Below are 13,606 nucleotides of genomic sequence, written 5' to 3' on the forward strand. Positions count from 1 at the left end.
CGACCAGCTCGGGCGACCGGTTTTCTCAAGATTTGCTCACGGCGGCCGATTCTCCGCACGTGAGCCGTCCCCCCGTGTCCGTCGTGCCCTTCCTCCGGGCGCTGAGTGAGCTTTTCGGCTCTGACCTGCACTGCAAGGTCGGATCCCCGCCGCGCATCCGCATCGACGGCAAGCTGCGCCGTCTCGACGTGCCCAATCTGACCCCGGCCGACACCGAGGCCATGGTCGCGGAGGTGCTGCGCGACGACCTGCGGGCCGAGTTCGAGCGCACCAACGAGGCCGACTTCGCCTACTCGATCAGCGGGGTGGGCCGGTACCGGGTCAACGCGTTCCGTCAGCGGGGCTCGGCCGGGCTGGTGTTCCGCCGGGTCAACGTGGGGGCGATCCCGCTCGAGAAGCTCGGTGTACCCGACGTGATCGGCCGCCTGGCCCTCGAGCCGCGCGGCCTGGTGCTCGTCACCGGACCGACCGGCTCGGGCAAGACCACCACGCTCGCCGGCATGGTCGACAAGATCAACTCCGAGCGGGAGGTGCACCTGGTCACCGTGGAGGACCCGATCGAGATCCTCCACGAGGACAAGCTGGCGATGGTCAACCAGCGTGAGGTGCGCGTCGACACCCAGAACTTCGCGGTGGCCCTCCGGGCGGCGATGCGCCAGGACCCCGACGTCATCCTCATCGGTGAGATGCGCGACCAGGAGACGGTGCACTCGGCGCTGTCCGCGGCCGAGACCGGTCACTTCGTGATGTCCACGCTGCACACGCAGGACGCCAAGGAGACCATCACCCGCATCATCGACTTCTTCCCGCCGCACGAGCAGAAGCAGGTGCGTCTGTCGCTCGCGGGCGCGCTGAAGGGCATCATCTGCCAGCGTCTGGTGCCGCGCGCCGACGGCTCCGGCCGGGCCCTGGCGATGGAGGTCTGCGTGAACACCGGGCGGATCGCCGACGCGATCTCCGACCCGGACAAGACCAGCACCATCACCGACCTGATCAAGGAGGGTGGCTTCTACGGGATGCAGTCGTTCGACATGCACCTGGTGGAGCTGATCCGCGACGGCGTGGTGAGCCTGCACGACGGGATGGCCGTGGCCAGCAACCCGCACGACCTCACGGTCGAGCTGCGCCGGCTCGGGCTGGTGGCCTGATCCCGGAAGTGGGGACGGCGTCCGCGGCAACGCTTGCCGGTGCGGCTCAAGCGGTTTGAGGGGTCCGTAGGAGGTGGACGGCGGGGTCCCGTTCCGCCCTCCACCTCCTACGGGCTCACCCGGTCTCGTCGTCGTGACCAGGGAGCTGGGGCGTTGAGACTGCCCTCGCAACGCCCGATTGGTCCATTATCAAGTTGTTACATTCGAAGCGCGACTCAGAAACGCTGTGGCGTGGGTCACTGTGCCCAGCGTTCATGTCCCGTTCAGGCAGACGACAGCGCCCGGCCGACCGAAACGGTCGAACCGGGCGCTGTTCGTGAGGGGTGGGTCAGGCCGCGGCCTTGGTCTCCCAGAAGATCGTGCTGATCTCCTCGATCTTGGCCAGCAGCTGGTCGGCCACGGCCACGTCGGTGCTGCCCTTCGTGCCGCCGGCCCCCGCGAGCTTCGTGGCCTCGTTGAAGAGGACGTGCAGCTGCGGGTACTTCTCGAAGTGAGGGGGCTTGAAGTAATCGGTCCACAGCACCCAGAGGTGGTGCTTCACCAGGTCGCTGCGCTCCTCCTTGATCGAGATCGCACGGTCCTTGAACACGGCGTCGTCGGAGGCGTTGTACTTCTCGATGCAGGCCTTGACCGACTGGGCCTCGATCTTGGCCTGGGCCGGGTCGTAGACGCCGCACGGAAGGTCGCAGTGAGCGCTGACCTCGACCGCGGTGAAGGCGTTGAGGAACCGCATGGGTACTCCTGTTCGCGAGGCTAGAGGCTGAGGACTCGTAACCTACTCCGCGTGATCTCACTGTGCGCGTCGCGGGTGGGTGATCCGGCCCGGGTCGGGCCAGATCCGGAACAGGGCCATGGCCAGCACGTCCGCCTCGGGCACGGCGCCCACCAGCCACGAGTCGACGCCCTCGGCCGGGTTGTCCCGTTCGACCCACCATCCGCCCGGGTCGCGGAACGTCAGCCTTTTCACCGACAGCGGCCGGTCGCCCGGTAGCCGGACCACCGCCACCCGCCCGGCCTCGGCCCGTCCGCCCCAGTGCACCAGAATGCGGTCGCCGTCGCGCAGGGTGGGTTCCATCGACCGCCCGCGCACGATCACCTGACCGATCGGCAGCAGTGGCCGGAACGCCCGAGACGAACTCATACCTGATGGTCTCGCACGGGCACGCCAAAATCACCCTTGCCTGTCCGGACAGGTGTGGCACTATGGCGGCCACGGGTCACCCCCCGTTCAGTCGTGCCGGCCGTCACCACAGCCCACAGCGCTCCCACTCCCATCGCCCTACCTCGGCGGTGTTCTCGTCGTTCCCGCCCGGCCCGTCGCGGCCCGTCCGGAGGTATCGCGTGACCACCGAAGCAACCACGCCCGAAGCCGTCCCCACCCTGGTGAGCGAAGTCGGGGTGGTGACCACCACTGAGGGCACCTCCCCGGCCCGGAGGGCTCGGGGGACCACCGTCGACCTCACCACCCCGGTGTTCGCCCTGCACGAGGGCGGCAAGATCGAGACCACCCTGCGCACCCCGCTGAGCTCACGGGCGGAGCTGTCGCTGGCCTACACGCCCGGGGTGGCCGAGGTGTGCCTGGCGATCGCCGAGCGGCCCGAGCTGCTCGACGTCTACACCGGGCGGGGCAACACCGTGGCCGTGGTCTCCGACGGCACTGCCGTGCTCGGCCTGGGCGACATCGGCCCGGGCGGTGCGATGCCGGTGATGGAGGGCAAAGCCATGCTGTTCAAGCACTTCGGCGGCGTGAACGCGGTGCCGATCTGCCTCGACACCACCGACCCGGACGAGATCGTCGACACCGTGGCGCGGCTTGCGCCCACCTTCGGCGGCATCAACCTGGAAGACATCTCGGCGCCGCGCTGCTTCGAGATCGAGCGCCGTCTGCGGGAGCGGCTCGACCTGCCGGTGTTCCACGACGACCAGCACGGCACCGCGGTGGTGGTGCTCGCCGCGCTCACCAACGCGGCTCGCGTCACCGGCCGTGCGCTCGCGGACCTGAAAACCGTCGTGGCCGGTGCGGGCGCCGCCGGAGTGGCCATCGCCGCCATCCTGCAGGGGGCGGGCGTCGAAGACGTCGTGGTCTGCGACAGCCGCGGTGTCCTGGTGCCCGGCCGTGAGCGGCAGCCGGGCTACAAGGAAGAACTGGCCGCGCGCACCAACCCGCGCCGCCTGGCCGGGGGCCTCGAGGTGGCGATGGCCGGTGCGGACGTCTACATCGGGGTCAGCGGCGGGCAGGTGCCGGAGGCCGTGGTGGCCTCGATGGCACCCGGCGCGATCGTCTTCGCCCTGGCCAACCCCACCCCCGAGGTGCATCCCGACCTGGCCCACCGGTACGCGGCCGTGGTCGGCACGGGGCGCAGCGACTTCCCCAACCAGATCAACAACGTCCTCGCCTTCCCGGGCATCTTCCGCGGCGCCCTCGACGTGCGGGCCACGGCGATCACCGAGGGCATGAAGCTCGCCGCCGCGGCCGCCATCGCCGGCTGCGTCGACGAGCCGACCGCCACCGAGGTGGTGCCGAGCGTGTTCGACGAGCGGGTCGCGGGTGCGGTGGCCGAGGCCGTGGCGCGCACAGCGCGTGACGAGGGGGTTGCCCGGGTGGGTTCAAGTCGGGCTTGAGCGGCAATTGCGGGGCAAGCGGTTGCATAAGGTTGCCCGGGCGAGGAAGAGTTCGCATCACACGTCGGCTCACACCCTGCGAAGGCTCATGGACGAGAATCGACCGGTCGTATCCGGAGCACCTCGGGAAGACTCCTTCGACACTGCTGTGCGGGGGTTCAACCGCCAGCAGGTCATGGAGTACATGGCCCGCACGCACGAGTTGCTCACCACGCTCGAGCGTCAGCTCGCGGTCGCGCGCGCCGACGGCCAGCGGGCCCGCGCGGGGGCGGAGGCCGCGGTCGCCGAGGCCGAGAGGCTCCGGGCCCAGGTCGAGGAACTCAACAGCGTCCCCAAGCCGCAGCCGGTGCACGCCGAGCTCAGCGACCGGATGGCCCAGATCCTGCGGCTGGCCAACGAAGAGGCCGAGCAGGAGCGGTCGCGGGCAAGTGACGAGATCATCCGGCTCCGGCAGGACACCCAGGCCGAGGCCGAGCGCATCGTCACCCAGGCCCGCGCCGAGGCCGAACGCGAGGTGGAGCAGGCCCGCGGCACCGCCGTGCAGGAGCTGAACATCGCCCGCGACACGGCGAGCCGCGAGCTGGCCGACGCCCGGCAGACCGCCGAGCACGAGCTGAACCGGGCGCGCGCCGAGGCCGAGATCACCATCACCTCGGCGCGGACCGAGGCCGACCAGCTCCGGCTCGACTCGGTGCGGCACGCGGAGCACCTGATCGACGACGCGCAGCGCCGCTCCGGCGCCGTGAACGGGCTGGCCGCCCAGCGTCTCGACGCGCTCACCGGCACCCACGGCGAGGCCGTCAGCCGGCTGGCCCAGATCCGCGATGTGCTGAGCCAGCTGCTGGTCGCCGACGCCTCGGCCGGCTCGCTGTCGGCCGCGGTCGAGGCCGCCATGAACAACCGCGACGACCTGCTGAACAAGGCCGAGTCCGAGGCCGTCGAGGGCGAGATCTACGACGAGGCGCTGCCGCCCGACCTGCACGAGGTGCACGAGGTCATCGACGTGCGCGACGACTCGTTCGCCCACCTGCGGGATCCCGACGCCGACCTCAACATCGACCCGCGCGACCCCCTGGGCACCGGCTCGATCGATCTGCGTGGCGCCCACGTCTCGGGTGTGAGCGTGGTCACAGGATCCTCACGGGCGGGGGCGAACGGGTCGCACTAGCGTCGTTCGCATGCTGGCTGCCTTCGTCACGCGCACCGATGCCGACAACCCCCTCCAGGCCCTGGAGGTGGGGGAGCGTCCCGCCCCCGAGGTTCCCCAGGGCTGGGCGCGGGTGCGGCTGAAGGCGGCGAGCCTGAACCATCACGACCTGTGGAGCCTTCGCGGCGTCGGTCTTCCGGACGAGCGCCTGCCGATGATCCTGGGGTGTGACGGCGCCGGGCTCGACGACGAGGGCAACGAGGTCATCGTGCACTCGGTGATCAGTTCACCGGGATGGCGCGGCGACGAGACCCTCGACCCGCGCCGCAGTCTGCTCTCCGAGGTGCACCAGGGCACGCTGGCCGACGAGGTGGTCGTGCCGAAGGGCAACCTGGTGCCCAAGCCCGCCGGGCTGAGCTGGGAGGAGGCCGCCTGCCTGCCCACGGCCTGGCTCACCGCCTATCGCATGCTGTTCACGCAGGGGCAGGTGGTGCCCGGCCAGACGATCCTGGTGCAGGGCGCGGGCGGTGGCGTCGCCACCGCGCTGATCGCCCTGGGCCGGGCCGCCGGGGTGCGGGTGTGGGTCACGAGCCGCGACGAGGCCAAGCGCTCGCGAGCGGTCGAGCTGGGGGCCGACCAGGCCTTCGAGAGCGGGGCCCGGCTTCCGGAGCGGGTGGACGCGGTGATGGAGACTGTGGGCGCGGCCACCTGGAGTCACTCGGTCAAGTCACTGAAACCCGGTGGGGCGATCGTGATCTGCGGGGCCACCAGTGGCGCGGCGCCGAAGAACGCCGAGCTCAACCGCATCTTCTTCCTGCAGCTACGGGTGCTGGGCTCGACCATGGGCACCCGCGAGGAGCTCGGCCGGCTGGCGCAGTTCCTGCGCAGCAGCGGGGTGCGCCCGAAGATCGACACGGTGCTGCCCCTCGAGCGTGCCCGGGAGGGGTTCGAGAAGCTGCTCGGGGGAGACGTGGTGGGCAAGGTCGTCTTCAGTTCTTGAAAATGAGGGACGCGTCGGTGACCTCACGTACTCGAGGCGACCGACGCGTCCCCCGTTCTCGGTGTTCTAGGGCCGCTGCACGTTGAGCCACTCGTACCAGCCGTTGTGCAGAACCAGCCAGGCGATCAGGCCGTAACCGGCCTGACGGGGATGCTCACCGTCGCCCGCGGCCAGGTCGGTCAGCCAGTCCTCGTGCGCGTACAGCGGGTCGAAGCAGTCGACGTAGGAAACGCCCCGGCGACGGCAGACGTCGCTGAAAGTGGCCGACAGCTCCTCGATCCGGGAGTTCAGCTCGTTGTCGGCCGAGGGCGGCGGCCCGACCACGAAGGCGGGCAGCCGGCGGGCGTGCGCGTCGTCGAGCATGTTGGCCAGGTTCAGCCGCGAGCGCGGGATGCTCAGCCCGGCCTCCACATCCGCCCGGCCCAGCCCGATGACGACGCGGTGTTCCCCCTGGTGGTCACCGAACCGGCGTGCGGTCTCCTGCCACCAGCGGGCGCCCAGGTCGGCGGTGTTCTCGCCCGGGACGCCGAGAGTGTAGACGGACAGCGACATCTCGTCCTGCGGGGTGCGGGCCGCGACCCGCCCCACCCAGCCCAGGGCCTTGGGGTCGCCGACCCCGGAGACCAGCGCGTCACCGACCACGCAGATCCGGACCTCCGGAACCCCCGCGGGGGCCCCGGAGCTGTGCCGTAACCGGCTCACTGGACCTCGTCGTCATCGTCGTCGAGCCGGGCCAGCCAGGTCGCGAGGCGTTCGACCGGGGTCTCGAAATCCGGGTTCAGATCGACGAAATGCCTGAGCTGCTCCGCCAGCCAGGCGAACGTCACCTCTTCGTCGCCCCGGCGTTGCTCGAGCTCCTCGATCCCTCGGTCGGTGAAGTACATGGGTCGTATTCTGTCCGACTTCATCCGCAAGATCTCGTAGGTGGGGCGGTTGGGCACTGCGATGTCATGGAAACGGTGGTGACACGAGAACGGCCCCTCAACCCCGGGCTCGGGGTCGAGGGGCCGTTCTCGTGCTGTCAGCGGTTGAACGCCTGCGCGATCAGGGCCGCCTGCTCCGCCTGGTGCTTCTTCGCCGAGCCGGTGGCCGGGGAGGCCGCAGCCGGACGGGAGATGCGCAGCAACGGACGCCCACCCAGGTCCTGCGGGAGGCTCAGGGCGATGTGCGGCCAGGGACCCTGGTTGGCCGGCTCGTCCTGCACCCACACCAGCTGGGCGTCGCGGTACGGGTCGATCGCCGCGCGCACGCCCTCGGCGTCGAGCGGGTAGAGCTGCTCCATCCGCACGATCGCCGTGTTGGTGTCGCCGCGCTTGGTGCGCTCCGCCACCAGGTCGTGGTAGATCTTCCCGCTGCACAGCAGCACCCGGTCGACCTGGCCGAGCTTGGTGGTGTCGGGGATCACCGGGCGGAACTCACCGCTGGTGAACTCCTCGATCGGCGACACCGCGGCCTTCAGCCGGAGCATCGACTTCGGCGTGAACACCACCAGCGGCTTGCGCGGCTTGGCGTAGGCCTGGCGGCGCAGCAGGTGGAAGTAGCTCGCCGGGGTCGACGGCTGGGCGACGAACATGTTGTTCTCGGCGCACAGCTGCAGGTAGCGCTCGATGCGGGCACTGGAGTGGTCGGGCCCCTGACCCTCGTAGCCGTGGGGGAGCAGCAGCGTCACCGACGACCGCTGGCCCCACTTCTGCTCGGACGAGGAGATGAACTCGTCGACGATGGTCTGGGCGCCGTTGGCGAAGTCACCGAACTGCGCCTCCCAGAGCACCAGGGCGTCGGGCCGCTCGACCGAGTAGCCGTACTCGAAGCCCATCGCCGCGAACTCGGACAGCAGCGAGTCGTAGATCCAGAACTTGCCCTGGTCGCTGCTCAGGTTGAGCAGCGGGGTCCACTCCTCGGCCGTGATCTTGTCGGTCAGCACGGCGTGCCGCTGGGTGAACGTGCCGCGCCGGGTGTCCTGACCGGTGAACCGCACGTTCGTGCCGTCCATCAGGATCGAGCCGAGTGCCAGCATCTCGCCGAACGCCCAGTCGACGCCGCCCTCGGACGCCATCGCCGCGCGGCGCTCGAGGAGTGTCTGCAGCTTCGGGTGCACCGAGAAGCCCTGCGGCGGTGAGACGTACGCGTCACCGATGCGCTTGAGCACCTCGGCCGGCACCGCGCTCGCGTGGCCGTTGGTGGCGGCGTTGTCGAGCTGCTGCGCCTGGGGCAGGTCGAGGCCGGCCGTGACGTCGCGGTTCACCGTGGGCGGGTGGTTCACCGTGTCGCGGGTCTCGGCGAAGACGCGCTCCAGCTGCTGCTGGTAGTCGCGCAGCGCCTGCTCGGCCTCTTCGACGGTGATGTCGCCGCGCCCGATCAGGCCCTCGGTGTAGAGCTTGCGCACACTCCGCTTGGCCTCGATCAGGTTGTACATCAGCGGCTGGGTCATCGAGGGGTCGTCGCCCTCGTTGTGGCCGCGGCGGCGGTAGCAGACCATGTCGATGACGACGTCCTTGTCGAACGCCATCCGGAACTCGAAGGCCAGCTGCGCCACCCGGACGCAGGCCTCCGGGTCGTCACCGTTCACGTGGAAGATCGGCGCCTGGATCATGCGGGCGGCGTCGGTGCAGTAGACCGACGAACGCGACGACGACGGGGCGGTGGTGAAGCCGACCTGGTTGTTGATGACCACGTGCACCGTGCCGCCGGTGCGGTAGCCCCGCAGCTGCGACAGGTTCAGCGTCTCGGTGACCACGCCCTGGCCGGCGAAGGCCGCGTCGCCGTGCAGCAGCACCGGCAGCACCGAGAAGATCTCGCCCTGCCGGTTGAGCCGGTCCTGCTTGGCCCGGGCCACACCCTCCAGCACCGGGTTGACCGCCTCCAGGTGGGAGGGGTTCGCGGCGAGGTAGACCTTCGTCTTCTCGCCGGTGTCGGCCGTGTAGGTGCCCTCGGTGCCGAGGTGGTACTTCACGTCGCCGGAACCCTGCACACTGCGTGGGTCCTGCTGGCCCTCGAACTCACGGAAGATCTGGCCGTAGCTCTTGCCCGCGATGTTGGCCAGCACGTTCAGCCGGCCGCGGTGCGGCATGCCGATGCAGACCTCGTCGAGCTGGGCCCGCGCGGAGAAGGTGAGCAGCTCGTCGAGCAGGGCGATGACCGACTCGCCACCCTCGAGGCTGAACCGCTTCTGGCCGACGAACTTCGTCTGCAGGAAGGTCTCGAACGCCTCGGCCGCGTTGAGGCGGCCCAGGATGCGCAGCTGCTCCTCGCGACCGGGCTTGGCGTACGGCCGCTCCAGCCGGGCCTGCAGCCAGCGCCGCTGCTCCGGGTCCTGGATGTGCATGTACTCGATACCGACCGTGCGGCAGTAGGTGTCGCGCAGCACGCCGAGGATGTGGCGCAGCTTGGCCATCGGCTTGCCGCCGAAACCGCCGGTCGGCACCTCACGTTCGAGGTCCCACAGGGTGAGGCCGTGCGTGGTGATGTCGAGGTCGGGGTGACGGCGCTGCTTGTACTCCAGCGGGTCGGTGTCGGCCATCAGGTGACCACGCACGCGGTAGGAGTGGATGAGCTCCTGCACGCGGGCGGTCTTGTTGATGTCGTCGTCGTGCGAGACCGAGATGTCCCGCACCCAGCGCACCGGCTCGTAGGGCAGGCGCAGCGACCGGAAAATACGGTCGTAGAAGCCGTCTTCGCCGAGCAGCTTGCTGTGCACGATGCGCAGGAACTCGCCGGACCCGGCGCCCTGGATGATGCGGTGGTCGTAGGTCGACGTCAGCGTCATCATCTTGCTGACCGCGAGCCGGGCGATGGTCTCTTCCGAGGCGCCCTGGTACTCGGCCGGGTAGTCCATCGCCCCGACGCCGATGATGGTGCCCTGCCCCTTCATCAGCCGCGGCACGGAGTGCACGGTGCCGATGGTGCCGGGGTTGGTCAGGCTCAGCGTGGTGCCCGCGAAGTCGTCGGCCCCGAGCTTGCCGCCGCGCGCGCGGCGCACGACGTCCTCGTAGGCGGCCCAGAACTCGGCGAAGTCCATGCCGTCGCAGTGCCGGATGTTCGGCACCAGCAGCTGACGGCTGCCGTCGGGCTTGGGCATGTCGATCGCGATGCCCAGGTTGATGTGCGCCGGCTGCACGATGGCCGGCTTGCCCTCCTCCTCGGTGTAGGAGGCGTTCATCGACGGCATCAGTTCGAGCGCCTCGACCAGCGCGAAGCCGATCAGGTGGGTGAACGACACCTTGCCGCCGCGCGAGCGGGCCAGGTGGTTGTTGATGACGATGCGGTTGTCGATGAGGAGCTTCGCCGGGACGGCCCGCACGCTGGTGGCGGTGGGCACCTCCAGGCTGGCCTCCATGTTGGTCACGACCCGGGCGGCGGGGCCCTTCAGCCGGGTGACCTGGGGCGCGTCCTGGCTCGCGGGGGCCGGTGAGGTGCTGGCCGGTTCGCGAGGGGTGCGGGCGGCCGGGAGCGTGGCCGGCTTGGCGGGCTCCTTGGTGGGGGACTTGGCCACGGAGGCGGGTTGCTGCGCCGGCGCGGCCTGGCCCGGACCCGCGCTGCCCACGGCCGGCGAGGCCGGCTTCGGGTCGGCGGGCTGGGCTGCAGGCTTCGGTGGCTGCAGCGCGGAGGTCGCGACCGGACGGCCGTCGGCCGACCCGTTCGCGCCGGCCGCGGGGATGGTGTCCGAGGGATCGGAGTGCGACTCGTCAGACGGCCGCGAGCTGGTCCGCAGGTGCGGGGTCTCGGACGGCTGGTAGTCCGCGAAGAATTCCCACCAGGCGGGATCCACGGAGGACTTGTCTGCCAGGTACTGCTGGTAAAGCTCGTCGACCAGCCACTCGTTCGGTCCGAACTCGGTCACCACAGGCTCGGAGGACACGGCGAGAATCGCCTTCTTTCAGTGCGGGGCTGAAGGGTACGTCAACCCTAACCCGATCGAGTGGGGCCGCGAGGTATTAGCACTTCCACTCGCCGTCGCCAGGGGGTGGTCTGCGCCACCTGCCGCACCTGACCTGCCGTAAGATGGTTCGACCATGCCTTCACGAAGGTGCCGGCCTCAGGCCGGCTTACCCCAGTCCCGGCCGCGCGCGCGTCGCGCGGCATCCACCCCTGGCTCCGGCCGGCCGTCCTCCGGGTCCGCCCGTAACGGTCCGCTCCCGGCGCAGTCCCCGGCCGGATCTGCCTCGGTTCTCGCGACCGGCCCCGGTGGGCCCGTCTCATGACCGAATGGATACTCCTCGGCCTCGGCGTGCTCCTCACGCTGGGAACGGCGATCTTCGTCGCGGCCGAGTTCTCTCTCGTCGCGCTCGACCGGTCCACCGTCGAGCGGGCGATCGAATCCGGTGACAAGCGCGCCCCCGGAGTCCTCGCGGCCATCCGTACCCTCTCGACACAGCTCTCCGGGGCACAGGTCGGCATCACGATCACCACGCTGGTGGTCGGCTACCTGGTGCGCCCGTCGCTGGCGTCGCTGCTCGAGGGCCCGGCGGAGGCGGTCGGCCTGACCGGCGCGGCCGTCGGCTCCGTGAGCGTGGCGGTCGCGCTGATCGTGGCCACCGGGTTCTCGATGGTGGTCGGCGAGCTGATCCCCAAGAACCTGGCCATCTCGGTGCCGCTGCCCACCGCGCGGGTGGTCGCCGGCCCCCAGCGGGCCTTCTCCACCGTGATGAAGCCCCTGATCACCGTGCTCAACGGCTCGGCCAACCGGCTGCTGCGCGCGGTCGGGGTGGAGCCACAGGAAGAGCTGTCCGCGGGCCGTTCGCCGGAGGAACTGGCGGCGCTGGTGCGGCACTCGGCCGCGGCCGGCACGCTCGACCAGCAGACGGCCACCCTGCTGACCCGCTCGCTGGGCTTCGCCGGTCGCTCCGCGGCCGACGTGATGACGCCCCGCGTGCGCATGCTCGTGCTGCAGCGCGACGACACCGCCTCCGCGGTCATCACGCTGGCCCGGCGCACCGGTCACTCCCGTTTCCCGGTCGTCGAGGGCGATCTCGACGACGTCGTCGGCGTGGTGCACCTGAAGAGTGCGGTGGCCGTACCGATGGAGCGCCGGGACGAGGTGCCGGTCGCGGCGATCATGTCCGAGGCCCTGCGGGTGCCGGAGACCATGCGGCTCGACCCGCTGCTGGTCGAGCTGCGGGCCCTGGGCCTGCAGCTGGCCGTGGTGGTGGACGAGTACGGCGGCACCGCGGGTGTCGTCACCCTGGAGGACGTGGTCGAGGAGCTGGTCGGCGACGTGTCCGACGAGCACGACCGCAGTCGTCCGGGCATCGTGCGCCGCCGTGACGGGGCCTGGCTGGTGCCGGGGCTGATGCGGCCCGACGAGGTGCGCGAGCGCACCGGCGTCGACGTGCCCGACGGGCACGCCTACGAGACGCTCGGCGGATTCGTGATGGCCGGGCTCGGGCGGATCCCGGCCGTCGGTGACGAGGTGGTCCTCGAGGGGGCCCGGGTGCGGGTGGAACGAATGGACGGACGTCGCGTCGACCGGGTGCGTCTGGTGCTCGAGGGCGCCACGCCGGTCCGTGGAACCGAGGTACGCACCATCAAGGACATCACCGAGGCCGGGCCCGACCCGGTGTTCTCGATCTCCGGGGCCCGGGGGCAGTCGTGACCAGTCTTCTCGTCGCGCTTCTCCTGCTGGCGCTCAACTCGTTCTTCGTCGGGGCCGAGTTCGCGGTGATCTCGGCCCGGCGCTCGCAGATCGAGCCGCTGGCCGACGCCGGCAGCCGGGCCGCCAAGACCGCCATGCGCGCCATGGAACAGGTCTCGCTGATGCTGGCCTGCTGCCAGCTCGGCATCACGATCGCCTCGCTGGGCCTGGGGCTGGTGGCCGAGCCGGCGATCGCCCACCTGATCGAGGCGCCGGCCGAGGCGGCCCACCTGCCCGAGGGCCTCATCCACCCGCTGGCCTTCGCGATCGCCCTGGCGGTCGTCAGTTACCTGCACGTGGTGCTGGGCGAGATGGTGCCGAAGAACCTGGCGCTGGCCGGCCCCGACCGGGCCGTGCTGCTCCTGGCGCCCCCGCTGATGGCGGTCGCCCGGGCCACGTCCCCGGTGATCCGGCTGCTCAACTGGTTCGCCAACCACGCCGTGCGGCTTCTCCGGGTCGAGCCGAAGGACGAGGTCGCCTCCACCTTCACCGCCGACGAGGTGGCCTCGATCGTCTCCGAGTCGACCCGCGAGGGCCTGCTCGACGACCACGGGCTGCTCACCGGTGCGCTGGAGTTCAGCGAGCTCAGTGCCGGCGACCTGATGATCCCGGTGGGCCGGCTGGTCACGGTGCCGGCCGGGAGCACCCCGGCCGAGGTGGAACGGCTGGTGACCCGCACCGGGTTCAGCCGCTTCCCGGTGGTGCGGTCGTCCGGCGCGCCGGAGATCGAGGTGCTCGGGTACCTGCACCTGAAAGACCTGCTCTACGCCGACGACGAGCGCCACGCCCAGCCGATCCCGGAGAAGCGGGTGCGGTCGCTGGTGTCGGTCAGCACGCAGGACGAGGTGGAGGAGGCCCTGGCGACGATGCAGCGAGCCGGCAGCCACCTGGCCCGGGTCGTCGACCACGACGGCCGCACGCTCGGTGTGCTCTTCCTGGAAGACGTTCTGGAGGAGCTGGTCGGCGAGGTCCGGGACGCCACTCGGAGGGCTCCCGCGCGAGCCTGATCGCTTCACGACCGCTTCTGCGAGGCTCACTCCCTTGTTCAGGTTGTTCAG

The 13,606-nt window shown here is 70.5% G+C and carries 11 protein-coding genes; 6 read left to right on the forward strand and 5 right to left on the reverse strand.

What is annotated here, in order from left to right:
• Nucleotides 1-59 precede the first annotated feature (59 nt).
• Nucleotides 60-1,148, forward strand: a complete 1,089-nt coding sequence (locus J2S57_RS16015) for a type IV pilus twitching motility protein PilT (RefSeq protein WP_307243487.1) — start codon at nt 60-62, stop codon at nt 1,146-1,148.
• Between the two features lie 328 nt (nt 1,149-1,476).
• Here J2S57_RS16015 and sodN read toward each other — a convergent pair whose 3' ends face one another.
• Together sodN and J2S57_RS16025 are read right to left on the reverse strand one after the other, a co-directional pair.
• The gene (gene sodN / locus J2S57_RS16020) at nt 1,477-1,881 is read right to left on the reverse strand and encodes a superoxide dismutase, Ni (protein WP_307243490.1); all 405 of its coding nucleotides are present in this window, start codon (nt 1,879-1,881) and stop codon (nt 1,477-1,479) included.
• A 57-nt stretch (nt 1,882-1,938) separates the two neighbouring features.
• On the reverse strand, nt 1,939-2,289 hold the full coding sequence (locus J2S57_RS16025) for a S24 family peptidase (protein WP_307243493.1): 351 nt from the start codon (nt 2,287-2,289) through the stop codon (nt 1,939-1,941).
• A 260-nt stretch (nt 2,290-2,549) separates the two neighbouring features.
• Here J2S57_RS16025 and J2S57_RS16030 point away from each other — a divergent pair, with 260 nt between their 5' ends.
• From J2S57_RS16030 to J2S57_RS16040, 3 genes are all read left to right on the forward strand, one after another.
• Nucleotides 2,550-3,770 (forward strand): NAD(P)-dependent malic enzyme, encoded by a 1,221-nt coding sequence (locus tag J2S57_RS16030; RefSeq protein ID WP_370882658.1) that lies wholly within the window; start codon nt 2,550-2,552, stop codon nt 3,768-3,770.
• A 148-nt stretch (nt 3,771-3,918) separates the two neighbouring features.
• Nucleotides 3,919-4,938 carry a F0F1 ATP synthase subunit B gene (locus J2S57_RS16035; protein ID WP_307243499.1) on the forward strand — a complete coding sequence of 340 codons (1,020 nt, stop codon included), beginning with the start codon at nt 3,919-3,921 and terminating at the stop codon, nt 4,936-4,938.
• A gap of 10 nt (nt 4,939-4,948) precedes the next feature.
• Nucleotides 4,949-5,917, forward strand: coding sequence for a zinc-binding dehydrogenase (locus J2S57_RS16040; RefSeq protein WP_307243501.1), 969 nt, complete (start codon nt 4,949-4,951; stop codon nt 5,915-5,917).
• A gap of 66 nt (nt 5,918-5,983) precedes the next feature.
• On the opposite strand, the gene J2S57_RS16045 is transcribed toward J2S57_RS16040, so the two are convergent.
• The 3 genes from J2S57_RS16045 to J2S57_RS16055 all read right to left on the reverse strand — a co-directional run bounded on the left by J2S57_RS16045 (nt 5,984) and on the right by J2S57_RS16055 (nt 10,775).
• Nucleotides 5,984-6,619 (reverse strand): GDSL-type esterase/lipase family protein, encoded by a 636-nt coding sequence (locus J2S57_RS16045; RefSeq protein ID WP_307243503.1) that lies wholly within the window; start codon nt 6,617-6,619, stop codon nt 5,984-5,986.
• Entirely contained in the window at nt 6,616-6,801 is a 186-nt protein-coding gene (locus J2S57_RS16050) for a DUF6104 family protein (protein ID WP_307243505.1), read from the reverse strand. The genes J2S57_RS16045 and J2S57_RS16050 overlap by 4 nt, the downstream gene beginning before the upstream one ends.
• A gap of 137 nt (nt 6,802-6,938) precedes the next feature.
• The gene (locus J2S57_RS16055) at nt 6,939-10,775 is read right to left on the reverse strand and encodes a multifunctional oxoglutarate decarboxylase/oxoglutarate dehydrogenase thiamine pyrophosphate-binding subunit/dihydrolipoyllysine-residue succinyltransferase subunit (RefSeq protein WP_307243507.1); all 3,837 of its coding nucleotides are present in this window, start codon (nt 10,773-10,775) and stop codon (nt 6,939-6,941) included.
• A gap of 339 nt (nt 10,776-11,114) precedes the next feature.
• Here J2S57_RS16055 and J2S57_RS16060 point away from each other — a divergent pair, with 339 nt between their 5' ends.
• The gene (locus tag J2S57_RS16060; protein WP_307243509.1) at nt 11,115-12,509 is read left to right on the forward strand and encodes a hemolysin family protein; all 1,395 of its coding nucleotides are present in this window, start codon (nt 11,115-11,117) and stop codon (nt 12,507-12,509) included.
• Nucleotides 12,506-13,555 carry a hemolysin family protein gene (locus J2S57_RS16065; protein ID WP_307243511.1) on the forward strand — a complete coding sequence of 350 codons (1,050 nt, stop codon included), beginning with the start codon at nt 12,506-12,508 and terminating at the stop codon, nt 13,553-13,555. The genes J2S57_RS16060 and J2S57_RS16065 overlap by 4 nt, the downstream gene beginning before the upstream one ends.
• The last annotated feature ends 51 nt before the right edge of the window (nt 13,556-13,606 follow it).

The organism is Kineosporia succinea (assembly GCF_030811555.1).
GTDB classification, from domain to species: domain Bacteria; phylum Actinomycetota; class Actinomycetes; order Actinomycetales; family Kineosporiaceae; genus Kineosporia; species Kineosporia succinea.

Bases quoted from the DNA above. Each gene is read 5' to 3' on its own strand.
- sodN (WP_307243490.1), bottom strand. From the start codon at position 1,881: ATGCGGTTCCTCAACGCCTTCACCGCGGTCGAGGTCAGCGCTCACTGC.
- J2S57_RS16025 (WP_307243493.1), bottom strand. From the start codon at position 2,289: ATGAGTTCGTCTCGGGCGTTCCGGCCACTGCTGCCGATCGGTCAGGTG.
- J2S57_RS16040 (WP_307243501.1), top strand. From the start codon at position 4,949: ATGCTGGCTGCCTTCGTCACGCGCACCGATGCCGACAACCCCCTCCAG.
- J2S57_RS16050 (WP_307243505.1), bottom strand. From the start codon at position 6,801: ATGTACTTCACCGACCGAGGGATCGAGGAGCTCGAGCAACGCCGGGGC.
- J2S57_RS16060 (WP_307243509.1), top strand. From the start codon at position 11,115: ATGACCGAATGGATACTCCTCGGCCTCGGCGTGCTCCTCACGCTGGGA.